Consider the following 25,442-nt stretch of genomic DNA (forward strand, 5'->3'; position numbering starts at 1 on the left):
ATATGATATAATGATGTAGAATTATTGTGGAAGATGTTAACATTATTATGTATCTGCTCTGCCACAATAAAATTTTTTGTTAAACTACAAGTTCATCTGACAGGAGGATCTTTACTATGTTTTGTTCAAATTGCGGTCATCAGGTAGCTGATGGTCTCAGCTTTTGCCCCAGCTGCGGCACTAAGCTTGCAGGTGGGACAACCGTTCAGCCTGTGATATCTCAGCAGCCTGAACCGCAGGCACCTATACAGGATACGCCTATACCACAGGCACCAATTCAGGAGACACCTATACAGGATGCATTCACACAGCAGGCACCTGTTCCTAAGGCGGCAGGTGTTGCAGCCGTTAAAAAGCCATTTGATAAAAAGAAGATAGGCATAATTGCAGGTGCGGCAGTTGTTGCGGCAGCAGCCATCATCGGTGTTGTATCACTTATCTCATCGGCCGGTTCTCACAAAAGGACTCTTTTCAATGATGGTCTTCTTCCATTCCAAAGCGATGATAAATACGGCTACATCAATGAAAAGGGAGAGATAGCTATTGCTCCCCAGTACGACCGTGCCTATGGATTCTCCGAAGGTCTTGCCTGTGTCAGCGTAGAAAAAGAAGGTGATGAACTTACAGGCTTCATCAACAAAAAGGGCGAGGTCGTCATAGATATGCAGTACGACGGAGCCTCAGATTTCAAAGACGGCATAGCAGAAGTTTTTTTAGGCAATCACGTAGGTTTCATCGACAAAAAAGGAAAATATATCATCAACCCACAGTACAAGAAAGAAACTGTTTACTTTATCGGATATGATATGTTCCTTATAGAAGATACCAGCGGCGATTTCTGGACGCTGTGCAATAAAAAGGGCAAGAGTATCAACGATACAAGATTTGACGAACCGGATTTCATTAACATCTGTCCTTTTTACAATGAAGAATGGGGCAGTGATAAGGATAAGGTGGACTGGAAGACTATCCCCCTGAAGACCATAACAGGCAATTACATCTATATAAACAGCAGGGGCAAGACAGTTCTTGAAACTCAGTACGACAGCGCAGATTATTTCACTGACGGTATCGCGGCAGTAGGTATCGGTAAGAAGCACGGCTACATAAACAAGAAAGGCGAATGTATAATCAATCTCCAGTTTGACAAAGCGGGTGCCTTTGTTGAAGGCCTTGCTTCTGTGGGTATTGAAGGCAAGAATTCCATAAAATACGGATATATCAACAAAAAGGGCGAATACGTAGTATCTCCTCAGTACGAATCCGCAAGAAACTTCCATAACGGAGTAGCGATCGTCAGCACATATTCCAAACGTGATAATGATGATATTTACGGTGTCATCGATAAAAAGGGCAAGACCATCATTGAACCCCAGTATGACATGTTAATGTTCGGTGAAGATAAAAAGCATCTGGTATACGAGCTAAACGGTAACTACGGTTACATAAATTATAAGGGTGAGACAGATATTCCCGGTATCTACGAGTATGCATCACCATTCTATTCAGATGGCTACGCATTTGTACAGATCTCCAGAAATGAATTTACAGTGATCGACAGCAAGGGTGAAAAGATATGTGACAATATGTTTGAGTTCATATACCCTCCTGAACACGTGGCCATTCTTCATTGAAATACAGAAAAAAGCGATCAACGGCGTTAAAGTGCCGTCGGTCGCTTTTTATTTACACAGCAGATCTCATCTTTGTTGTCTCGCGCTGTGCCATTACCAGTTTGTAGTATACTCCCTTTTGGCTCATAAGCTCTTTGTGAGTACCCGTTTCAGCAAGTCTGCCCTTGTCAAGTACAAAAAGTCTATCCGCGCTTGAAAGCGTTGAAAGCCTGTGTGCTATGGCGATAGTCGTTCTGCCCTCGGTCAGACGATCCAGTGCCTGCTGTATCTGTTTTTCTGTTCCGGTATCAAGCGAAGCTGTCGCTTCATCGAGTATCATTATCCTCGGGTCGCGGAGTATAGCCCTTGCGATGGCTATACGCTGGCGCTCACCGCCCGAAAGCTGAAAGCCCTTGTTTCCGACTTTTGTATTGTATCCATCGGGTAGTTTCACTATAAAATCGTGAGCGTTCGCCGTCTTGGCTGCACGGATTATATCCTCGAAAGATGCCGTCGGGTCGGCGTAAGCTATGTTGTCGTAAACACTGCCGTCAAACAGGAAAGTTTCCTGCAATACCACACCTATCTGCGAACGCAGACTGTTCTGGGCGATATTTTTTATCGGCACACCGTCAATGCTTATCTCGCCTTCGGTGCAGTCATACAGGCGCATGATAAGGTTTATCATGGTGGATTTTCCCACACCCGAATGTCCCACGATGCCTATCATTTCACCCTTTTTGATCTTGCAGGATATCTCTTTCAGAACAGGGTCATAGGCTTTATAGCCGAAGCTTACGTCCCTGAATTCGATATCGCCGTTTATATCTATCTCCTGCGAATCTTCCTTGTCCATAATTTCCGAACGCTCGTCAAGTATCTCGAATATTTTTCCCGCCGAAACTGATGCATCCGCAAAAGTTCTTGGAATATATATGAACCAGCTTAGCGGACCGTAAAGCATGGAAACATATGTAGTGAACTGTACCAGCTGACCCAGACTCATGGTCTCACCGAGAACACCTTTTCCTCCGAAGTACAGTACAAAATAATTTCCCGCCGTGATAAGGAACCATGAAAATGGCATGGTAAGGTACCATATAGTCTCGGCGCGGATATTCATTCTTGCCAGTTTTTCCGAACATTCTTTGTAACGTTCCGCCTCACGCTTTTCACTGCCGTAGGTCTTAACTACTCGTATACCGTTGAGTATATCGTGCAGAAGTTCTCCGTGATGAGTGCTGTATTTCCATACCCTTGTGTAGTTTACTGCCATTATCTCGTTGAGCTTTTTGGATATCATCAGTACCAGCGGTATCGGTACAACTGCCATAAGCGCGAGTTTCGGGTTCATGGTGAAAAGCAGTATGCTTATTATTATCACCGAGAATATATCTACGATAGCGTCCTTGCCGTTTGCGGTTATGAAGTCCTCCAGTTTAGCTGCATCGTTGGATATTCGGTTTATAAGTTCTCCTGCCGTGCGGCGGGATATTGAATTCATTGAAAGCTGCTGCGATTTTCTGAACACCGATTCGCGTATATTCCTGCCGATGTTAAGCGATACTTTAAAGCTGTGCTTCATGTTGAAATAGTTGAATACGCCCTCAATAAGCTTCAGCACCATCATTGATATGCCTATCAGTACTATGCCTGCAATATGCTCGTTTTTCGGGGTGATATATTTATCTATGAGCAGCCTGTCCAGATAAGGATAGGATACCCATATCGCCTGTGACAGCACTGTGCATACAAGAGCTATTATAAAACTCTTGCGGTAGGGGAGTATCATTTTTACCAGTCTTAGCATGGTAGATGTTTTGCTTTTGCAGAAAACACATTCACTGCTTCCTTCCAGCGGCATACCGCATTTCGGACATACAGGTTCATCATCACCTGTGTTTTGGATAAGTTCATTAGTACGGATGTAGTGACTAAGCAGCTTTGCAACTTCGCCGTAACGGGGAAAAAGCTCCTGCGTAAATCCGCAAAGTCCGATGATCTCACCCCCTGTGGTCTTTCCCTGTATCATCGAAGTTCCGACTCCCCGTCGGACAAAAAATTCTGTAAAGCAGGATATCTTATACACTTCTTCCGCCTTGCCGTCAATGTATATCCTTATATCTTCTTCAGTAACGGAGAATATGCCGTCACATTTATCGCCGCTTCCCGTGAATCCGAATGGCAGAGAATATACTATCCCGCTGTCATCGTCCGGGGGCAGCTTCAAGATAAGCTTCATGTTCATCAGCCTCCTTTGCTGTGGAGTAATATAGTTTCAGTCTATCCAATAAAATACTAAATTCCAGTCCTTGTCCCAGTGTACCTCGATAAAATGTCCGAACATGAACTCCGGATTTGAAAAGTATACCGCTACCGATCTGTCATCCATATCCACCGTGAACGATTCAAATATCAGTCCGTCGCGCATTTCTTCGGGGCTGTGTACAGCAGTCTTTTTAACACCGTAAAAGTCGTAGAATTCATCGCGGAACATACCCTTTATAAGATCTTCTGAATTCTGTACAGCGTATCTTAGCTTGTCGTAGTAATACTCTGTCAACTCTCTATCGGGTATCTTTTTCTTAAAGCTGTACATGAAGTAGGGTTCGGGATCTGAATAAGCGGATAGGAATCTGTTATTGCCCTTTACTATATCGTTTATCTTGTCCTGGTCAAGTTCCATTTTTTTCTCCTCTTATGTTACGTAAACATCTCCAGTATTGAAAGACTTTTTTTGTCAAGCTTTTGTATATCCTCGCAGAAATATTTGTTGCCGTCTGCATCATTTACATACAGATAGTTATCCGAAAGCATACGGAAATTCTGATACCAGTCTTTCACGCATATGGTCTTTTCTCCCGAAGTCGTCAGCGACTTCACGAATATTGACCCCTGCATATTATCGCGGATATTGTAGATTTTGACTATCTCGGGCATGAAGTATTTGTATTTCAGATAACTGTCGAGTATACCGTATTGTTCCTCACTGAGGTCAGCCATATCCTTGATAACACCTATCTCCCTGAATTCCTTCTCCTCATTTTCATATGAAAGGCTTATGTATGTTGTCTTTGAAAAGAAAGGTATAAGCCTTGTGGGGTCGGTCTTTCGGTAGGTCTTTCCATCATATTCAAGGGTCAGAAATCCGCTTTTTTCGTGTGTGAAATGTATCTTTTTACAGTCGAGGAGGTTCAGCTCATCGACCTTGTATAACTCTTCGCTGTTAGTCATGTTTTGCCTCCTTAGTTGTTGATGAATCCCAGAGCTTCAAACTGCATTTTGTACAGCTCAAAATACTTGCCTTTCTTTGCGATGAGTTCATCATGTGTTCCTTTTTCTTTCAATTCACCGTTCTCTATCACGCACAGCATATCCGCATCACGGAGAGTAGACAGCCTGTGGGCTATGGAGATTATCGTTCTGCCCGCTTTCAGGTTATCTATTGCCGCCTGTATCCTGCGTTCGGTTCGGGTATCCATTGAAGCAGTCGCTTCGTCCAGTATAAGTATATCGGGGCGCTGTATTATAGCCCTTGCTATGGAGATACGCTGTTTTTCTCCCCCCGAAAGGGATACTCCGCCCTCTCCGACTTTAGTATCGTAACCATCGGGAAGTTTCATTATGAAGTCGTGAGCGTTGGCAGCCTTTGCTGCGGAGATGACCTCCTCCATCGGGACATTCGGGTCGGAATATCTGATATTGTCCGCAATAGAACCCATGAAAAGATAAGTTTCCTGCGAAACTATCCCTATGCAGCGCCGCAGGTCTTCAAAAGCGATATTCCGCACATTAACACCGTCTATAAGTATCTCGCCGCCCGTAACATCGTAAAGCCTTGCCATAAGATTTATTATGGTGGATTTTCCCGCACCGGTCTTTCCGACGATGCCGTACATCTTTCCCGATTCGACTTTCAGGCTGATGTCCTTTATTATCGGATGTCCTGCTTCGTACTCAAATGTTACGTTTTTAAGCTCGATATCTCCCCTCATTTTTTCCATACGGACAGGGTCATCGGCTTCTTTTACTGAGGGCAGAGCATCGGTTATCTCAAACATTCGGGATGCCGCATCCATGCACCTTGCCCAGCGGTCGCCTATCCATGTGAAGAAATTTATAGGCTCATAAGCAAGCTCCGTGTAGGAAACAAGTGCAGTCAGCGAACCTAAAAGAAGATGTCCCCTTATGACCATCACTGCTCCTATGTAGAAGAAAAGCTTGCTGAATATGCGGTAGAATGTCCATATCAGCGGAATAGTACCCGCAATGCGGGAATTGATATTGCTGTTTATCATGAAAGCCGCGCTGTTCTTTTTTGAATATCGTTCCGCTTCGAGACTTTCGTTTGCAAAAGCTTTTACCACGCGCTGACCGTTCATCGCATCTGAAAGTACCGAGTTTGCCGAGCGTGTTGCCACATCGAATTTGCGGTACAGCTTTCTCTGTGATCTATAAAACCTCGACTGCACTATAATTATAAATAGTATAGCCAGTATAAGCCCTATGGAAAGCACAGGTGATAAAGTCAGCATGATAACGGTTATGCCCAGCAGTTTTACTACGTTGGTCAGACCGAAAGGTACTATATCCGTAAAGAACCAGTATATGTTCATGCTGTCACGGTCAACTCTGGACATCAGTGAACCCGTTTGCTTGCCTGTGAAAAAATCAAGGGAGAGTTTTTCCATCGAACTGAATATCCTTATACGAAGTCTGTGCGCCACCTTGGGTACAGTCCTTGAAGTAATCACACCCGATACCACCCTCATGATAAGGGATAGTATATCTATGGAAAGTACGATACCTACCATCAGACCAAGCTGACCGTAATGCTTTCCGTCTTCTTTCAGTATGTCGTCGTAAAGCATTTTTGTACCGAATACAGGGGTCAGAACTGCCATTACATTGCTTAGCAGTATCGTCAGAAGTATCAGCGCAACAGAACCCTTGAACTCCCCGAAAAGTTTTAAAAGTCGTCGGAAAGTCGAGCGCCTGTCAACACAATTCGGACAGACTGGTTTGTTAGGATCGGGGTAAGGTTCTCCGCATATGGGACAGTGAGTATGTTTACCTTCAAGCAGAGAATCGTCTATGGGTTCGTTGGTGATGGTCTTGTTAACTCTTTCGGAAAATTTTTCAAACTTGTCTGAAAATCCCAGAGAAAATCTCGCTATGGGGAATTCCTCACCATTGGCAGGAACAAGCATCAGTCTGGCTGCATTTGCATATCTGTCAACATAGATCTTTTTTATATCGGCGAGAGGATATTCTTCATATCCGCAGGTCTTGAAATCCATCAGCACGGGACGTTTTTCTCCCCGCTTCAGTTTCCCGAATTCTTCATACCCCGAAATGGCAGACAGTGTTTCTGTGGTGAATGTCAGGTATACATCGATATAATTACCCTCTGCATCTAGATCTGATTTAACGCAGTACAGCAGCTTATCGGTAAATACTCCGCGCTTGACGAGTTCATTTTTTACAGGATCCGGCATCACATCAAAGTATTCCATTTCAGTTCACTCCTTTCTCTTTTTCAAAAAATGGCACAAAAAATCCCCCGACCAAAAGCTGGTCAGGGGCATAAACGCCGTATATAAGACAGTGAAACATTATAAATCTGTCTCCGCGGAGCGTTTTGCTGTGACCAAATTTCTTTTGAAAACATTGTTGTTTATTTTCTTATTCATTATCAAAAACACTCCTTTCTTTAAATTTCAGATCTGTAAAATCATGTCATTAATTATATACGAAAAATTTATCTTTGTCAAGGGCTTTTGGAAAATATTTTCTGGTTATCCCGCAGGCACACCAGATTAATTGTTATATAGTACTTTGTGGCGGAGTGTTAAAGAGATAGCCGTGAGATATTATGAGTAATATCATGTGTACAAAATTGTTGGCATAATAATAATATATCAGCCGCTTGACACGCAGCAAATATGTTGATATAATATATGTATAAGCAAAGAATTTTATGTATATATTATATGAATAAAATAATTATCTGAAATTCTGTTATCCGCATAAAATGAAAGGAAGTCCGCCTATGGGCAAGAAAAAAAACTCTGTTGATACTCAGCTCAACCGCAAGATCAAGGCTGTTGTCGATATGATGTTCGATGATATCTCGTATTCAGATGAAGTCAATGAAGCTCAGCTTAAGATAGAAATAGCACTCAATACTGAATTTGATAAGATAAAAGCTGACAAGCACGAGGACGAAGCACTTGAAGAACTGCTTGGAAAATTCGGAAAACTTTCGCAGATGGCAGAACTTGCAGGATATCCTGCTGACAGTGCTGATAAATGGCGAAAAGAGGGTGAAGCGCTCGCTCTCCCGACGATAAAAAGAGAGATACGTAAACAGCGCATAAGGTCATATCTTGTAGCGGCATTCCTGTCGGGAGCGCTTTTGATGATCTTCTGGCTGATACATGACCTTGCAGTGCGACGCCGTTATGTTGTAGGGGATATCGGATTTATCTCATTCTGGCTTTTGTGCGCGTTTATACCATTCAAACATTTTCTCAGAACTGAGAGATCGGCTGATGGAAATAAGTATGACACCGATGCCTATAAATTCCTGCGAAGCCGAAGTGATAAGTATTTAAAGCGTCTGCTGAACAGTATCGCTCTGATGTATGCGATGATATTTATAATACTTCTTTCAGAGATCTTTTTCTATACTTACAGCAATTCAAAACCCACCGAGTTAAATGAAACTGCATTCAAAAACAGTATAGCTGTAGAGATACCGGTGTTCCTCGTTTTTAAAAATAACCTCTGTCTGAGGATATTCAGAAGGCGCATCAAAATGCCCGACCATAAGCAGTACGAAAATCACACCAGAGGAATAGCGATTTTCTCTGCCGTATACTGGATAAGCGCAACAGTTTTCACGATAATGGTCGCTGACAAGGTCATATATCCTTTGAATATTTTACCTGTTGCCGGTGTTCTGTTCGGGATATCCATACTCATATATGATCTGACCTTGAGAAAAAAGATCACTTATGAGAACATCGTGGTGAACAAGCTGAGGATATCTTTGGCCACATCTGCCGTTATCGCAGTCGTAGGATTTACATTTTTAAAGCGCGACAGGTGGTACACTCAGACCTATATCAATTCAGTGCCCGTGGTACAGCATAACACTCATAAGATCAGCTATGATGAAGATACAGGTATCTATACTATAACCAAGACCACCGATGATTTCAAAATTCTTCACCTGACGGATATCCATATCGGCGGAAGTCTGTACTCATACCCCGAAGATCTGAAAGCTCTCCGCGCTTGTTATGCCGAGATCGAACATACACATCCGGATCTTGTGATAGTCACGGGGGATATGTGTTTCCCTATGGGCATAATGTCCATGTCGCTTAACAACTCAGCCCCTGTTCACCAGTTTGCGGCTTTTATGCGTAATACAGGTATCCCGTGGGCGTTTACCTACGGCAACCATGATACAGAGAGTACGTCAACGCTTAACAAAAAAGAACTAAACGAGGTATACAAGTCATTATCCTATAAAACTTCCGCAAATCTCCTTTATCCATATGTTCAGCCTGATATCATGGGCAGGAACAATCAGCTTATCGAGCTTCGCAACTCCGATGGTTCCCTGAACACAGGTCTGTTTCTGATAGACTCCAACGCATACACGGCCGATGGTTTAAATGAATACGATTTTATCCATGACGATCAGGTGAGATGGTATGCTGAGGAAGTCGAGCGCATGAACGCTGAAGCGGGACATACCGTTGATTCGCTGTTATTTTTCCATATCCCGTTACAGGAATACAAGACCGCAACGGAGCTTTATCTTGAAGGCAGTGACGAGGTGAAACACTTCTTCGGCGACAATCCCGGCGATCACGGCGGTGTCACCAATGACCTTGTGTGCTGTTCCGAATATCCCAGCAAGCTGTTCGATACAGCAGTGGAACTTGGAAGCACAACGGGAATGTTCTGCGGTCACGACCACTACAACAACGCATCACTTGAATACAAGGGTATTCGCCTGACATACGGCATGAGTATCGACTATCTTGCGATGCCGGGCATAGCCAAAGAGACTAAACAGCGCGGTGCTGAACTGATAACAATTCACTCCGACAGCTCCTGGGATCTGGAACAGATACCGCTGGAGTCTATAACTTAGTATAGTCTGATTGACATATTCAAATTCCTGTGATATAATATATATGATAAGTTAAATGATATAGAAGGCGGGGTGATGAAACCAATGAATAAGGTCGTTAGATTAGCATTGATCTGCGAACACTTTGATAAAGATGGCAATCCTGTGGATTATTCAGATGTTTACAAACTTCTTTGGCAGCTGCAGGCGCAAACAAGAGAAATCAAAAATAAAACCATTCAGTATTGTTGGGAATACAGTAATTTTTCGAGTGATTATTATAAAGAAAATCACGAATATCCAAAGGAAAAAGATGTATTGAATTATACTCTCGGTGGATTTGTCAATGATAAATTTAAAGTCGGAAACGATCTGTATTCTGCAAACTGTTCTACTACGACACAGACGGTGTGTGCTGAGTTCAAAAATTCAAAAAGCGAATTTTTAAAAGGAACAAAATCAATTATAAATTATAAATCTAATCAGCCACTTGATCTTCATAACAAGTCAATTCGTGTGGAATACAAAGATAATGATTTTTTTGTTTTCCTTAAATTGCTTAACCGTCATGCATTTAAGCGGTTGGGCTACAAGAATACCGAGATATGTTTCAAGGTAATTGTGCGTGATAAGTCTACTCGTACTATTTTGGAACGATGTGTTGATCAGATTTACGGAATAAGTGCAAGCAAACTTATTTATAATAAGAAAAAGAAGCAATGGTTTTTGAATTTGGTCTATGCTTTTGAACCTGATAATGCAAATAATCTTGATCCCAATAGAATACTTGGTGTTGATCTTGGCATACATTATCCGATATGTGCGTCGGTCTACGGCGATCTGCAAAGATTTACGATACATGGCGGAGAAATAGAAGAGTTTCGCCGTCGAGTAGAATCAAGAAAACTTTCTCTGCTAAAACAAGGCAAAAATTGTGGAGATGGACGTATAGGTCACGGGGTCAAAACAAGAAATAAGCCTGTATATTCAATAGAGGATAGAATTGCAAGATTCCGTGATACGGTAAATCACAAATACAGTCGTGCGCTTATCGATTATGCTGTAAAAAAAGAATGCGGAACGATCCAAATGGAAGATCTGTCCGGGATTACGGCTGAATCAGATCGCTTTTTGAAGAACTGGTCATATTATGATCTTCAAACTAAAATTGAATATAAAGCAAAAGAAAAAGGCATAAAAATAGTTTATATCGATCCGAAGTACTCGAGCCAAAGGTGCAGCAAATGCGGTCATATCGATAAAGAAAACCGGAAAACACAATCATCTTTTGTATGCTTGAAATGCGGATTTGAGGAAAATGCCGATTATAATGCCAGCCAGAATATAGGCATTAAGGATATTGACAAGATCATCGAAAGTGATCTGTCATCGAAGTGCGAAACTGATGTGAACTGATAAATTCTTGATAATTCGCACTTTTTCGGGCGGCTCGGCGTCCGTAAATCGAGAAAGTATGAGTAAGTCTGAATCTTATTCAGCATCAGATACACTCGATAAGGTTAAAACAATACATATTCAATCCATGTATTCAGTTATGCTTGTGTATTTTTGCAGTTGCAATCTGTATGCTCAGGCATACTGCGAGTCCGTGGCTGACCTTGTAGACGGCTTACTGCCTGGTTGCAATCTGTATGCTCAGGCATACTGCGAGTCCAGATAAGCCTTTATGCTCTCTGCCTTGCGTTGTTGCAATCTGTATGCTCAGGCATACTGCGAGCTCATTGCGCTTTGCAATGGCGGCTTTGGCGGGTGTTGCAATCTGTATGCTCAGGCATACTGCGATTTATCAACCATATATTTATCAAAAAGAGCTGACCATTTCTGATCAGCTCTTTAGTATTTATTGTTACATGATTATTCCCACTCAATAGTAGCAGGCGGCTTTGTAGTAATATCATAGCATACTCTGTTGATATTTTTTACCTCATTAACTATCCTGCGGGAAGCAACTTCGAGTACCTCATAGGGGATACGGCTGAATTCGGCTGTCATGAAATCGGTGGTCTCAACAGCCCTGAGCGCCAGTGTGTAATCGTAGGTACGGAAATCGCCCATAACGCCTACCGAACGGTTGTTGGTAAGCACTGCGAAGTACTGATTTATGCTCCTGTCAAGACCTGCATTTGCGATCTCCTCGCGGAATATCCAGTCAGCGTCCTGGAGTATCTCCAGCTTTTCGTCAGTTATCTCGCCTATTATTCTAATTGCAAGACCGGGACCGGGGAAAGGCTGTCTCCATACCAGTGTCTCGCTGAGACCCAGTTCCTGACCAAGCTTTCTTGTCTCGTCCTTGAACAGCATTCTCAGAGGTTCGATGATCTCCTTGAAATCAACGTGATCGGGAAGTCCGCCGACATTGTGATGGCTCTTGATGACTGCCGCATCGCCCGCACCGCTCTCGATAACATCGGGATAAATGGTGCCCTGTGCAAGGAAATCTACTTTGCCTATCTTCTTAGCTTCGGCTTCAAATACTCTTATGAATTCTTCGCCGATGGTCTTGCGCTTTGTTTCGGGGTCTGAAACACCTCTCAGCTTGCCCATGAACTGCTCTTTGGCATTTACGCGGACGAAATTGATATCCCAGTCCTTGAACGCAGCTTCGACCTCGTCGCCCTCGTTCTTTCTCATAAAGCCGTGATCGACGAATATACAGGTGAGCTGTCTGCCGATAGCCTTTGAAAGCAGTGCTGCCAGTACAGAACTGTCAACGCCGCCCGAAAGTGCCAGCAGTACCTTGCCGCTGCCGACTTTCTCGCGTATCTCCTTAATAGACTTTTCAGCATAGTTCTCCATAGTCCAGTCGCCAGTGCAGCAGCATACATCTTTGAGGAAGCTGTTGAGCATCTTAACGCCGAACTGAGTATGATTTACCTCGGGGTGGAACTGTACTGCATACAGCTTCTTATCCTCGTTGTACATAGCGGCACAGGGGCAGTTAGAAGTGTGCGCCGCGATCTTGAATCCCTCGGGAACTTCTGATATGAAATCAGTGTGGCTCATCCAGCTTATTGCACTGCCGGGTATCTCAGCATCGGCGAAAAGGGTACAGGACTTATCATAGATAGTTTCTGTTTTTCCGTATTCTGATACCTTACAGGTCTCGACCTTGCCGCCCAGTACATGAGCCATCAGCTGAGAACCGTAGCATATGCCCAGTACGGGTATGCCAAGTTCAAATATCTCCTTCGGAACGCTGGGTGCATCTTCACCGTAAACGCTCTGAGGGCCGCCCGTGAAGATAATGCCCTTTGGGGAGAGCTTTTTTATTTCATCTATGCCGATCTTGTTATACGGCTTGACTTCGCAGTAAACGTTACATTCACGCACACGTCTTGCGATGAGCTGGTTGTACTGTCCGCCGAAGTCAAGTATGAGAACATATTCATTGGTCATAGCGCAAACCTCTTTCCTTAAAAAATATATTTTAATTATATCACATAGCCTGCCTGTTTGCAAGTGGTATAATGTTAATTTTTTAAAATGGGGTTCACAGGTGATAGCGGTATCTGTATATGACGTTTTATTGTTCTGTTTTGCTCTTTTGCTCGGTTTCAAGTTCTGATCGAGGATCATCTGCAACTTTGTACCTTGTAGTAAATTCGAGCTCGATATGCTTTAAGTCAGAAATATCTGTTCCTGCTTTTGGGGTAGTTGATATTACTGTTTCTTCGGGTTGATCTGGATCATATACATATTTATAAGAATAATCAAAATCGTACCCGTTCAAAACGTCTAAGGCATCGTATAAATTCATTCCCGTAACATTTGGCATCAGCTGATCGTCTTGTGATCTGGCGGTGTTGTTTTCATCGGGATAAACATAGCGCTTGCTCTTTTGTTTACCGTTTTCATCAGCTCCATCTTTGAATACCTGAACAAATACTCTATCCACACCGTTTACATTACCGCTGCTGTCATGTGTGAATTTAATAACGAAATTATTTCCGTCTTTGCGCAGCTGCATAGTCATGCTGTCCTCGTTAAGAAGAGCACGTGAAAATCTCATTTCATCGTCTTCTACTATGTCATTTCTCACGTAATCATCAGTCAGATAACCGTATTCATTTGAAGCGGCAGTCATGTTTATACTGTCTATCGTAAAGTATTCGCCGTTTTCGTTGTAGTGCTTGATAGCCGCTTCGGTTTCTTCATACAGCTTCTTTGCACATGAACTATCATAGCTGAATCTTCTTGTGATGCCATTTTCTGTTATACCGCCATTTGCACCGTATGGCGGGTATGTGGTAAAGCTTTTGTGTTCTGGGTCAAGGTAGATGTATACATAGTTTATACCTACGACTTTTGTGCCGCTTTCATCATACATGAAGTCCACCGCAAAATCATATTGTGTTAAATCTTCATCCAACGATCCATATATATTCTTGTCCATAGCGGCTGCAAATTCGAGAGCTGAGCATTTTCCATTTTCGTGTACTATCTTCGTCTCACGTGACTTTCTGACCATTTCTGGAGTTATCATCTTTTCTTCGCCGAGAACAAGTTCATCGCCTGTACTATCGATAAGATCAGCATATGCTTCACACGCTGAGTTGAATATAGTTTTTGTATTTCCGCGAATTGTCTTATCAGCATCTGCGATATAGCCCTCTTGAGGTGAATAATCTTCTTTTACAGAATCTTCTCTGTCTGTTGTATAATTATCCTCTTCCTGACCTGCGGGCTGTATCAGTGATCTTTCGATGTACTGATCTCTCGCCAGTTTCATTCCGCCTATCACAGCCACAACAGCCGCCGCCGCGATTACTGCGCTTGTTCTCAGCTTGCTGCGAATCTTTATGCGCCCGCTGTTTTCTTTTATAGTATTATCGTTCATTCCAATGACCTCCGTTTTATCCGCTATACTTGCGTACTGAGGGAATTGCTGACCGAGCGCAGTCTTAAGCTCGGCTTTTTTTTCATCGGAAAGCTTTGTCTTGCCGTACAAATCCTTTATCGCGCTCATAGGCTCACTCCTCTCCGTAATCCGAAAGCACATCTTTCAGCCTGTCACGCGCCCTTTTCAGCCGCGATACAACAGTTCCTTTCGGCAGGCTGAGTATACGTGCTATCTCCTCTGTTTTGTACTCCTCATAATAGTAAAGATAAACGATGGCTTTGTATTTGTCGGGAAGCTTATCTACCGCCCGTTTCACATCCAGTTCGGCTTCCGTCCAGCCGAAATCCGTTTTATGTACATCTTCAAGAGCGGTTGTCCGCTTCCACCTGAACGACTTTCTTATATCCTTGCATCGGTTTATCGCCGTGCGAAGCAGCCAAGCTTTAAGATGTTCCGCCGAATTGATATCAAGTGACTCACAAACCGAAAAGTATTTCATCAGCACATCGCTGACAACGTCTTCAGCCTCATGCGCATCACCGAGATATGCATAGGCTGCACGGTAGATATGGTCTGCAAAATTATCCACCACTTCGTCAATGCTCATCGTCATATCCTCACCTCCCCGCGGGTAATTACGAAAGCTTTCACTTATAAAACGAATGTCATTGGTTTCTGATTGCGTTATTTGAAAATTTTTTTGAAGCACCTCACAGCATCATTCGGCAGGGGATTTTCAGAATTCCAAAACATCAGCCGATACAATACAAATTACATCTGAAAGTCAAATCTAATCAGACAGATAATTTAAATGACAGATCAGTAAATCCTCATACTATGTCTGCAAGGTGTACCGGCATTAATTATATCACATCATGATACTATTATCAAGAAAAACATTATCGATTGTATTGGCTGAAATTTTATGAACAAAACAGCGCAGTCATCGTTTGATGATTATTCTATTACTATATAAAAGAAAAAAGAAGACCTATTTATCAGGAAATAGATCATCTTTAAAGAATTATTTTCAATAATAATGATGCTCAAAGCAGATATATGGAGAAAAAATACTCAGGAAACAGTACTTCAAAGGCAAATTATCGTCTGAACTTGTATACTTTTGAATTTAAAACACAAAAATAATAAAAAAAGTGTAGTAAAATAGTATAAGTATACAAAGCTGAATTTTTTCTTGAAAAACTATTGACAACTGCGTGTATTTGGTGTATAATAAACAAGTCGTTACGGGAGATAACAAAAACGGCGGTATAGCTCAGTTGGCTAGAGCACTTGGTTCATACCCAGGGTGTCACCGGTTCAAATCCAGTTACCGCCACCACTTATCTCCCGTAAAAATATGGCCCGTTGGTCAAGAGGTTAAGACGACGCCCTTTCACGGCGTAATCATGGGTTCAATTCCCGTACGGGTCACCACACACAAGGCTCAGGAATGACGTTAAATCGCCATTTCTGAGTTCTTTTTTTATCCCGTGACGGCTTCTGTCCTTTACTTGTCCTTTATACAGCTTTAGGCTGTCCTTTGGAGCCGTTGTCCGTGTCGTGCTTCTTGAAGTCAAGCACCGATGCGATAGCATCTCCTGCTCTCGCCTGAGCCTGATTGAACACATGACAGTAGATAGAAGTCGTGGTAGTTATCGTTGAGTGACCTAACGCTCCCGACACGGTAGCTGCGTCCACGCCCTCATTGATGAGAGCCGAGGCATAGAAGTGTCGCAAGGAGTGTATATCACAGAAACGGAAATTGTTATCTTCACAGAATTCTTTGAGCCAGAAATACGGTGTATTGTTGTTCATCGGTCTGCCGTCCCACTTCACGAACAGGCGGTCATAGTCCTGCCATTTCGTGCCGAGCTTTATACGCTCCTCGTCCTGTTCCGCTTTATACTCACGGAGCAAGTCCATGACGCTCTGAGGAAATTTCAGCGAACGCTGAGACTTCTTTGTTTTGGTGGTATCGGTGTAAATGCCTTTAGAAGCGGTGTAATTGCTTGTCCTGCGGACGCTGATAACATTATGCTCCCAGTCGATGTCCTTCCATTCAAGTCCGAGCATTTCTCCACGGCGGAATCCGCTGTATATCGCCAAAGTAAAGAAAGTGCGGTATTTCAGAGGTGCGGTTTCAAGGAGCTGAAAGAGCTGTGCGACTTCTTCCAAAGTGTAGATGTCCTTCTCCTTCTTCTCACCCTTCGGAACGGTAACACGCTTGCAGGGGTTGTCGGTGAGCATTTCCATCTTTACAGCGTAAGCGAACACATCGCTGATGAAACTAAGGTGATGAACGGCTGTCTTTCTCGACAGCGGTCTGCCGTTTTTCAGGCTCTTGCCGTTAAGTGCCAGATCGTTGATAAACTGCTGGATATGACGGCTGGTGATCTTGTCAAGTCGGAGGTGTCCGATCGCAGGATACACCCTCACCGTGAGCTGTTTCATACGCTCATAGGACGTATTTCTGAGGTTGAGTTTCGCATATTCCTCAAACCACTGTTCAGCGAAGTCCTGAAACTTGATGTTCGCAGTGACCTGACCTTTCATGCACTTGTCCTCAAACAGTATCGCCTGCTTCTGAAGCTCTTTCTCGATCTGCTTCTTGTTCATACCGTCCGCAGGCTTCCAGGTCATAGTCTGAACCACCTGATTACCTGATGTATCATATCCGCAGGAAACTCTGATCTGATAGGAGTTTCCTCTTTTTCTTATCGTAGCCATAAGTTGATTCCCTTTCTGTCAACATAGATTTTATGGCATACTCCTGTTACTCTAATGTTAGCGCACTATCGGGCTTTTGTCAAGAGTTTTTTCTATCTTTTTAAGGAGTATGCCCAAATCTATGTCCTTTGTTCTATGGTGTTTGTGGATTTTCTGTCTGTTGACGTTCAAACTGCGTAAAATCGCCGTTCTCAGCGTACAGACTTATCTGTTTGTTGTCTGTCCGTTGAAGTAGGCGAGCAGATCAGCCTTGTTGATAAGCATCTTGCCGTTCACGCCATCGCCCGTCCTCAGATACGGCAGTTTTCCCTGCTTTATCAGCTTGCGGACGGTGTGTTCAGACAGTCCTCTAACCGCTTCGGTACATTCCTTGACGGTCAGCATCTCCACGGCATCGGACTTGACCTCAGCCACCTGTTCGGAATCATTGGATTCGATAAGTTCGCTCAGGATATTTACGAGCTGAGCGATAAGCTCGTTTTTTCTGTTTGTTGTCATAGTGACCTCCATAGCAGGTACTTCCCCTGCTTTCTATCTTGTTGTATATGTTTATTCTAAGCCCCACGATTTTTTCTTTTTGCGGGACTGAGCTTCTAACTGTTGCAGTTCCTGTTCCCTCTGCCTTTCGGCTTCAACAAGCATCTTCGCCTGTGTAATAGCTTCGGGAGCAATGCTCTCGACCTTACGATATACAGCTATCACTGTATCATATTTCTTTTTCAGTGTGTTGTTATCAGCAGATAATTCACGGTTGCGAGAGTACAGGCTCTTGTTCTTATCAGTAAGCTCATCATTGAGCTTTTCGATCTTATGAAGAAGCTGCCGCTGTTCGCCTATCGTTATGCTGTACTTGTGGACTTTGTTCAGGGCTTTTTTCAGTATCTTGCAAAGCTCCCCGACCTGAACATTGATCTCGTCCCTGTTCTTCATTGCAGCCATAGCATTGCGAGTAAGACCACCGAGCGTAGTTTGAATTAGCTCAAAGTCACGCTCCGCCTGATCGTCCTTCTCATAACTGGGGATAAGGTTGAGAATATCGTTAGCGTTCTTCTCTATCCTCTGATACTCCTGCTTCTTCTTTTCGACCTTATCGATCATTTCGGACAGCTCCGTTTCGCCGTCCTCAATTTTCCGTGTCTGTTCCATAAGGTCGGCAGTCGCTTCACGGACTTGCTCCTGCGTATCACCGAGGAGCTTCTGCTGTTCTTCGAGCTGAGTTTCAGTCGTTGAAAGCACCGCTTTTTTCACAGCAATCTGAGCTTCGACCTGGACATTTTGAAGTGCCAGCTCGTCAGCCTGTCGGCGCTGTTCCTTGTACTCCTCGACTTCAAGTGTACCTCTTGCCTTTTCGGGGGCAAGGGGCTTGATACCGTGTTCAAGACATATCTTATTCAGCACCTCAATTTCGGCAGCTCTCCAACGGGCAATAGCCTGCTTTCCTGTGCCGTAGCCCATCTCTTTGAGAGCCTGGGCAATGCCATTCTGAACGTCCTGACCTCGCTTATAATGCCCGACAGGAATGTAGTCATAGTGCAGGTGCGGAGTCGCTTCGTCCATGTGCAGGACGGCGTTAAAAATGTAGAAGTTGGGATTGCGTTTCTGGAATCCTTCCATGTACTCTTTCAGGCAATCTGCAACGAGATGTTCGTCCTCTGTTCCAATGCCCGAATCCTCACGCTTGCCTATCTGCACCACCACTTCATAAAAGCTCTTTTGGTCGAGAGCATTTACCTTGACCGTGTTGCAGGGCTTGCAGCCGAAAAGGTGTTCATAGTAGTCACCGATCTTGCGATCATTTCTTTTCTGCCGGGCATTATAACGCACGGTGGATTCCTTGAAAAGCTGATCGTATGCTTCGGCTATCGGCTGACACACGAAAGTGATATTGTTGGGAGTGCGGAGAGGGTCAACATTCGCCGCCATAAACTCCCTGTTATTGTGAGCCAGAGAACCGTGTCCCTGACCGAAAGATATTCTCTTTTCTTTCATAGTTCGCCTTTCTTTTTTCATTGGATTTACTTCTCTCTATCTACGAAATCCAATCATCAAAACATAGGCATCACCACCTTTCAAATTGACCGCTGATGCGGAAGAAGAATCATATCACGAGGCTCACCACCTGTGATATGATGAACGCCCCTGATGGGCTTATGAGAGAGCTTGCAACGATAAGTATATCGGCAAGCAAAAGGGTGCGAAGCACCTCTTACAAAGGGCGAGTGCGCCGCTTGTAACTCCGTAGTACTTGCGGCAGCATTAGACCGCCACAAGAACTACTCCGCCCTGCGGGGCTATCCCTTACGGGAGAAGAATGGCTGTCGGAGCAGCCGAAAATGTGGGCGCATTTATTCAAAAATCCGCATTACATTTTTTGAAAATCGACATTTCAAAAATGATGATTTTTTCAAAACCTAAATCTCGAAAATGAGCGAAAGCCAATGCTGATTTTTCTTACAAACTATTATTCAAAAATGAATAATTGCCAGTCCCGATTTTAGAACGGAAGCTCCTCCTCGACACCGAGAGTTTCGAGCAGATACTCTATCTCGTTTTTATAGAGAAAGCTCTCATAACCGTTGAGATAGTGAATGTTGCGAGCAACAGCTTCACGAATATCAAGACCGCTTCTTTCTTCAAGCAGAGAAGTCAGCGTTTCAACCTTTTCCATATCGACCATATTCCTCACCACCTTTCCATAAAAATGTTGATATTACCGATGCCCTAATGGACAAAAAGTCCAATAGGATTTCAGCACTCATAGCTGGAGTTGCGGACAAAAATGTCTATAACCTTTCCTTCAAAGATGTACAGATTGAGTTCAAAGAACATCAACCAACAGCAAGCAACATTTACCTCTGTCGCCTGAAAAGAAAGCTATATCGCTATTTCAAAAGTCAAGCTCCCAAAATCCACAAAATCCGGTGAAATCAGATATGGGGATTAACATAGACCATCTGAGCCTTTTTGTTGTTGGCGGCGGTCACATCTTCGTAGGCGACATAGCCGTATTCAGCGAGGGTATCAAGAGCCGAATAGAAATCCTTTGCCGTTGGGAAAAGATTGCATCGGCAGGCGTGATAGAGGTCGGACTTCAAGCCCTGTTTGATGTTCTTTGTCTTGATAATCTGGATGATCTTCTCAGCCTTGACAATGTTCCCGTCGGGAGCATTCACGCTGAAACCGTAAATCGCCTGATAGCGGTAGTAGTGGGCTATGCTGAACGACCTCACAAGCGTATCATGATTCACGCTTTCATCGGACGGCTCAACACCTCTGGAACAGCAGTCGGCACAATGAAGAATACAGGCTATCCGAAGTATCAGTCCGTGAAACTTTCCACCCCAGTCCTGACAGCAGCACATGGATTCCTTGATCTCTTTTTCGATATAGTTATTGCAGTATTTGATATACTCCTCGGAAGCATGACGGGACAGGTGCAGTATCGTTTCCTCACCATTATGATCTTTCTTTCCTTTCAGGAGCTGATGAATGAAATCGTGATATTGCTCCCTGACCTCTTTTGATATAGGTGCGGTATCATATCGCCGTTTTCCTACATCGCTTTTTGCAAAGCAGGGAACGAAACGTGCGATAAGTCCACTTGACCTGAAAGCGGTATCGTTCATCATGTTGTCCCAGATATATGGCTGACCTGCGAGTGCAACAGAAAGATAAGGACGGGGAATTTCCGTTCGCCCTCGGATAACTCTGTTGCAGATGTACTTCTCACCATTCCACGATTTCAGAAGCAGGTCAAGGTTCGGAATACCGCCGTTGTACTTGCCGTTGAAGTTACTGAGCATTCCTGCTTCGTCTGAGATCATCAGCAGAGAATCATTCTCACTCAGCTCAATCACAAGGGATTCGGGGGTTATATCGTCAACGGCGATACGGATAGGATTTGTGTTGCGAATATTATCCGCCTGCACACGGAGCTTTGCAATTGCGGCGGTGTCAGGCTTGTCCTCTTTCTCCATAGCCTTCACACGGGCTTCCAGAGCCTTAACGTCCTGCTGTGCCTTGTACATTTCCTCACGGTGGTCTTTGTTGTACTTGCTCTCAAAGCTGTCGAACGGAGCTTTGATGAAGTGCATCACAGGACTTTTTCTTTCAGAAGGCTGTGCTATGATGATCGAATACAGCACAGGCGGTTCGGTATGGTCTGCCTTGCCCGCAAGCCGATACAGACCTGTGAAACAGTAGCCCACGGCTGAGAGCATCGCTGTCCCTGCCATTCCCACGTCGGTGGAAGTCGTGACCGAGATCGCCTGCGCCATATTTCGTAGAACACTCGGCAACGCATCGAGCGGAAAAGGGATATCGTCCGCACTCTGCCGAAACGGTCGGGGTTCTCCCCATTGAATAGTATTCATGTTGTCTTTTCCTTTGTCTGTTATTTTTTCTTTATTTATCTTGACAGATTGCATTTGATGTGCTATAATATGAAATGAAATAACACGTTTCAATCTCTAAATCATATTATATGCTACCTAAGTAGCATTTGTCAAGTAAAAATAATCAGAATGAGTTAAGTTCTGCTTTTTGCACAAATTGGAGGGACACAAAATGACCATCTTTTGGAGAAAATATAATGAATTATGTGATGAACACGGTTTGAAGCCGAGAGCGTTAGCCACCGAGCTGGGCATTTCGGCTGCGACCGTCACCAAATGGGTGAATGACGGTATGCCGAACCTCGACATGATAACGAGAATAGCAGAATACTTCGATGTTCCGATAGATTACCTGATAAACGAGGACGATACGCCGATCATTCCGCAGGCAAACAAGAAAAGAAGTGTATTCAAGTCGGTAAGCTCCCTGTCTCAGCGGTGGGTGAGCCTGCGACGTGGAAGTGAGATCAGCCTGGAAATGCAGCTCAAGATCATTCCTTATGTGAATTGTACGGTGCAGTTCCTGAACAATGATAAGTATATCGAGTATCTTCCCGAAGCCGAGTACGATACCGACCACCTGAAAGATACCGAAACGATATTCGATATTCTGGGCATTCTAGACCACTGTGCCGACACCGAGAGCTATCGCATCGTGCAGGTGCAGCTTTCACGCATCGTGCTATATCACCTGAAAGAAAAAGGATTTGACCGTGAAGCTCTCCGCACCGAGCATCTCGATCAGGAGAAGATGGAGTATCTCTACACGGGTAAGGATAGTGGCAAGACGCATAACTACGGACTGAACTTCTCGGATATGGACTTTCTCAGGGAGTTTACGGGGCTTAGTTATCAGGTTATGTTTACGGGGATTGAATAAGGCTATGGAGCTGAGGAGCATTTGCTACTTGGCTCTTTTCTTTTTGAGAGGGACTTTGATTCCAGTGGGTTCAAAGTTAACTACGAAGGTTACCAAAACTGTTCTCGAAATCTTGACAATCAACCCGAAAAATGGTATAATAAAGTATTAAAGTTATGTAAGAGAAATAAAGATATTTAAGCATATACAGTGGAGGAACACAATGAATAGCCGTTTTGTGCTTTACAATAAAAGCTGCCTTGATGCAATGCGAGATATGGAGTCAAAATCAGTTGATTTGGTTCTTACTGATCCGCCTTATAATTTAGGGTTGTTTATGCAGAACAGAGCCACAAACCTAAAAGCAATGCGTGAAAACTTTTTTGGTGCTGCTGGCTGGGATGATTTGGAGTTTGCGGATTGGGAAAAGGAAATGGATTTATTTTTCGCTGAGTTGTCACGAGTAGTTAAAGAGAGTAGCTCAGTAATAATGTTTATGTCTATTATTAAAGTTGAAACAATAATTCGACTTGCTGAAAAGCACGGCTTTTATTATAAAACCACAGGTATATGGCATAAAAAAAATCCTATGCCCCGTAATATGAACTTGCATTTTATAAATTCAACGGAAGCCTGGATTTATTTTACATACAAAAAGCATACAGGAACATTTAACAACGACGGAAAAGCAATCCACGATTTCTTTGAAACATCAGTTACCCCTTCTGGAGAAAAAAAGTGCGGAAAGCATCCGACACAGAAGCCTGTTCAGCTTTTAGATACGTTTGTAAAAATCCTTACAAACGAAAATGATACCGTTTTTGATCCTTTCTGCGGAAGTGGCAGTTCAGGTGTAGCTGCTCTACAAAACGGCAGAAATTTTATAGGTTCAGAAATCAATGAAGAATATTGCAGAATAACAAAAGAGAGAATAGCGCAGGTGTTATATCATGGGAACATATAAAATGATAGATTTATTTGCCGGAGTTGGTGGGCTATCTCTTGGTTTTGAACAAATGGGGTTTGATGTTGTTCTTGCAAATGAATATGATAAGTCTATTGCTCAGGCATATATCAAAAATCGTAACAATCCTAATATGATTATCGAAGATATTACAAAGTTGCCTATTCACGATACTTTCAAGCAATTCAAAGGGACTGTTGATTTATGTGTAGGCGGCCCACCTTGTCAAGGTTACTCACAAAAAGGGCAAAGAAAAACTATTAATGATCCTCGAAATTTTTTATTCAAATATTTTGTTGAGGTAGTCAAAGAAGTATCTCCTCGTTATTTCGTCATGGAAAATGTTCCTAACCTTTTAACTGCCGAAAATGGTTACTTTCAGAATGAACTCACAGCAATGTTTACCGAGTTAGGTTATATTATCAATGCTCAGGTATTATGTGCAGCTGATTTTGGTGTGCCACAAAGCCGACATAGAGCTGTTATTATCGGAAAGAAAGCAGGGGCATCTCCTGTTGCGATGCCAAAAGCGTCAGAAATAAAAACAACAATATGGGATGCTATCAGCGATCTAAATTATCTCAATTCAGGCGAAGGAACTGAAATATCAGAATATAGATTTACACCTGAATCGGATTATCAGAAACTACTGCGAAAAGGATCAACATCGTTATATAATCATGTTGCAACAAATCACGCTAAAGTAGCATTAGAACGTATGGCTATGATACCTCCGAAAGGTGGAAAAGAATATTTGCCTGCGGAACATATTACTAAGTCGATTTATAGCGGTACTTGGGAACGTATGGACGCTGAGGATATATCAGTAACTATTACAACAAGATTTGACACTCCTGCATCAGGAAAGTTTATGCACCCATATCTTAATAGGGCTATTACTGTGAGAGAAGCAGCAAGAATACAGTCTTTTCCTGATACTTTTATATTTTATGGTACTAAGACTTCTCAAATGAAACAAGTAGGGAATGCCGTTCCGCCTTTATTAGCTCAGGCTATTGCAAAAGCAATTATTTCGGATATGAAAAATTAAAGGATTACAAATAAGGTAGATAACAACTCTGCCTTATTTTGATTCCAGAAAGGAAGAAATCTATGGCTTTACAGATCTATAATGCAGGAATTAAAACAAGCACTAAATATCTTACCAAAGAGCTTGCCTACTTTCTTGGTGGTATCTATGCTGCCAATGAAAGCGTATCTTCTAACGGAAGGCTATACTGGGCAGCTCCTGTCAGATATAATCCGCAGTATTCAACACAAACACAGACAACGGAACACTATGATCATGTCTGTGTGATCGGTAGCAAAGTAGGCGGATATACTGTTATGAAAGATAATATTAAGGGTACACCTTTTGATTCTGGAAAAAACCGTCTGCCTGGATTTAGCACTTTCTTTGAATCAACAGGATTAACCGACCTTTGTACTGAAATTCCTAATTTCAAAACAGCATTATTATCTTCTGATGATGATATTAAGAAAGCATTTATTCTTGGAGTTATTGATGGAAGAGGTACTCCTGATATAAGTATTCAAAAGGGGCTTATTCGATACCTTGCTCTGGATTGTCCTAACGATGATATAGGTAGTTTTTTATTTGATGTGTTCAAAAGCTATGGATTACTATGTAATTATAACACAGCCAGAGATCGTTTAGAAGGCGGCAACCCAAGAAAACCCCAGCTAAGAATAAAAAATGTTGAGGATTATATGAGAGGAATAGGTTATATTTCTCCTGCTAAGATTGAACATATGAAATCTGTTTATATGTCAAAATATGGATCAGCTAATGTTGCAGACGGAAGTTCATTTCTATCTGGATTGAAGTATTTATCGAGGTAAAAGAAA

General features: G+C 43.0%; 19 protein-coding genes and 2 tRNA genes. 9 read left to right on the forward strand and 12 right to left on the reverse strand.

Translation table 11 applies throughout. From position 1 onward, the window contains the following. Window positions 1-116 precede the first annotated feature (116 nt). Window positions 117-1,634 (forward strand): WG repeat-containing protein, encoded by a 1,518-nt coding sequence (locus N773_RS0101465; protein WP_024856109.1) that lies wholly within the window; start codon window positions 117-119, stop codon window positions 1,632-1,634. 52 nt (window positions 1,635-1,686) lie between these two features. On the opposite strand, the gene N773_RS0101470 is transcribed toward N773_RS0101465, so the two are convergent. From N773_RS0101470 to N773_RS0101485, 4 genes are read right to left on the reverse strand one after another with little or no spacing between them, the layout of a single operon-like run. Then, on the reverse strand, window positions 1,687-3,855 hold the full coding sequence (locus N773_RS0101470) for an ABC transporter ATP-binding protein (RefSeq protein WP_242840338.1): 2,169 nt from the start codon (window positions 3,853-3,855) through the stop codon (window positions 1,687-1,689). A gap of 36 nt (window positions 3,856-3,891) precedes the next feature. Further along, window positions 3,892-4,299 carry a hypothetical protein gene (locus N773_RS0101475; protein WP_024856111.1) on the reverse strand — a complete coding sequence of 136 codons (408 nt, stop codon included), beginning with the start codon at window positions 4,297-4,299 and terminating at the stop codon, window positions 3,892-3,894. Window positions 4,300-4,316: 17 nt separating this feature from the next. Beyond that, window positions 4,317-4,847: a DUF1854 domain-containing protein gene (locus N773_RS0101480; protein ID WP_024856112.1), complete on the reverse strand. Its 531-nt coding sequence runs from the start codon at window positions 4,845-4,847 to the stop codon at window positions 4,317-4,319. 11 nt (window positions 4,848-4,858) lie between these two features. Then, window positions 4,859-7,129, reverse strand: coding sequence for an ABC transporter ATP-binding protein (locus tag N773_RS0101485; RefSeq protein ID WP_024856113.1), 2,271 nt, complete (start codon window positions 7,127-7,129; stop codon window positions 4,859-4,861). 536 nt (window positions 7,130-7,665) lie between these two features. Here N773_RS0101485 and N773_RS0101500 point away from each other — a divergent pair. Both N773_RS0101500 and N773_RS0101505 read left to right on the forward strand, forming a co-directional pair. Next, the gene (locus N773_RS0101500) at window positions 7,666-9,786 is read left to right on the forward strand and encodes a metallophosphoesterase (protein WP_024856114.1); all 2,121 of its coding nucleotides are present in this window, start codon (window positions 7,666-7,668) and stop codon (window positions 9,784-9,786) included. A 75-nt stretch (window positions 9,787-9,861) separates the two neighbouring features. Continuing rightward, complete coding sequence (locus tag N773_RS0101505) at window positions 9,862-11,181, forward strand: RNA-guided endonuclease TnpB family protein (protein WP_024856115.1); 1,320 nt, start codon at window positions 9,862-9,864, stop codon at window positions 11,179-11,181. Between the two features lie 459 nt (window positions 11,182-11,640). Here N773_RS0101505 and guaA read toward each other — a convergent pair whose 3' ends face one another. The 3 genes from guaA to N773_RS0101520 form a co-directional block, all read right to left on the reverse strand. Continuing rightward, window positions 11,641-13,182 carry a glutamine-hydrolyzing GMP synthase gene (guaA, locus tag N773_RS0101510; RefSeq protein ID WP_024856116.1) on the reverse strand — a complete coding sequence of 514 codons (1,542 nt, stop codon included), beginning with the start codon at window positions 13,180-13,182 and terminating at the stop codon, window positions 11,641-11,643. Between the two features lie 127 nt (window positions 13,183-13,309). Beyond that, window positions 13,310-14,752 carry a PASTA domain-containing protein gene (locus N773_RS0101515; protein WP_024856117.1) on the reverse strand — a complete coding sequence of 481 codons (1,443 nt, stop codon included), beginning with the start codon at window positions 14,750-14,752 and terminating at the stop codon, window positions 13,310-13,312. A 4-nt stretch (window positions 14,753-14,756) separates the two neighbouring features. Continuing rightward, window positions 14,757-15,239, reverse strand: a complete 483-nt coding sequence (locus N773_RS0101520) for an RNA polymerase sigma factor (RefSeq protein WP_024856118.1) — start codon at window positions 15,237-15,239, stop codon at window positions 14,757-14,759. A gap of 652 nt (window positions 15,240-15,891) precedes the next feature. Between N773_RS0101520 and N773_RS0101525 the strand changes: the two genes are divergently transcribed. Next, window positions 15,892-15,968 (forward strand) — tRNA-Met (locus N773_RS0101525). Window positions 15,969-15,988: 20 nt separating this feature from the next. Beyond that, window positions 15,989-16,063: transfer RNA gene (locus N773_RS0101530), tRNA-Glu, on the forward strand. Window positions 16,064-16,147: 84 nt separating this feature from the next. Here N773_RS0101530 and N773_RS0101535 read toward each other — a convergent pair. From N773_RS0101535 to N773_RS0101560, 5 genes are all read right to left on the reverse strand, one after another. Then, on the reverse strand, window positions 16,148-17,356 hold the full coding sequence (locus N773_RS0101535) for a tyrosine-type recombinase/integrase (RefSeq protein ID WP_024856119.1): 1,209 nt from the start codon (window positions 17,354-17,356) through the stop codon (window positions 16,148-16,150). 204 nt (window positions 17,357-17,560) lie between these two features. Next, the gene (locus tag N773_RS0101540; protein ID WP_024856120.1) at window positions 17,561-17,854 is read right to left on the reverse strand and encodes a helix-turn-helix domain-containing protein; all 294 of its coding nucleotides are present in this window, start codon (window positions 17,852-17,854) and stop codon (window positions 17,561-17,563) included. Between the two features lie 51 nt (window positions 17,855-17,905). Further along, window positions 17,906-19,345 carry a plasmid recombination protein gene (locus N773_RS0101545; protein ID WP_024856121.1) on the reverse strand — a complete coding sequence of 480 codons (1,440 nt, stop codon included), beginning with the start codon at window positions 19,343-19,345 and terminating at the stop codon, window positions 17,906-17,908. Between the two features lie 505 nt (window positions 19,346-19,850). Further along, on the reverse strand, window positions 19,851-20,033 hold the full coding sequence (locus N773_RS0101555) for a hypothetical protein (RefSeq protein ID WP_024856122.1): 183 nt from the start codon (window positions 20,031-20,033) through the stop codon (window positions 19,851-19,853). A 250-nt stretch (window positions 20,034-20,283) separates the two neighbouring features. Continuing rightward, entirely contained in the window at window positions 20,284-21,729 is a 1,446-nt protein-coding gene (locus N773_RS0101560; RefSeq protein WP_024856123.1) for a YfjI family protein, read from the reverse strand. A gap of 193 nt (window positions 21,730-21,922) precedes the next feature. On the opposite strand from N773_RS0101560, the gene N773_RS20965 reads away from it, so the two are divergent. The 4 genes from N773_RS20965 (at window position 21,923) to N773_RS0101580 (ending at window position 25,436) form a co-directional block, all read left to right on the forward strand. Then, a complete protein-coding gene (locus N773_RS20965; RefSeq protein WP_024856124.1) occupies window positions 21,923-22,630 on the forward strand; it encodes a helix-turn-helix domain-containing protein in 708 nt (235 codons plus the stop codon). Window positions 22,631-22,832: 202 nt separating this feature from the next. After that, complete coding sequence (locus N773_RS19540; RefSeq protein ID WP_024856125.1) at window positions 22,833-23,573, forward strand: DNA-methyltransferase; 741 nt, start codon at window positions 22,833-22,835, stop codon at window positions 23,571-23,573. Continuing rightward, a complete protein-coding gene (locus N773_RS0101575; RefSeq protein ID WP_024856126.1) occupies window positions 23,560-24,624 on the forward strand; it encodes a DNA cytosine methyltransferase in 1,065 nt (354 codons plus the stop codon). The genes N773_RS19540 and N773_RS0101575 overlap by 14 nt, the downstream gene beginning before the upstream one ends. Window positions 24,625-24,686: 62 nt before the next feature. Further along, window positions 24,687-25,436: a hypothetical protein gene (locus N773_RS0101580; RefSeq protein ID WP_024856127.1), complete on the forward strand. Its 750-nt coding sequence runs from the start codon at window positions 24,687-24,689 to the stop codon at window positions 25,434-25,436. Window positions 25,437-25,442 lie beyond the last annotated feature (6 nt).

The sequence above is a fragment of the Ruminococcus albus AD2013 genome, assembly GCF_000526775.1.
In the GTDB taxonomy this organism is placed as follows: domain Bacteria; phylum Bacillota; class Clostridia; order Oscillospirales; family Ruminococcaceae; genus Hominimerdicola; species Hominimerdicola alba_A.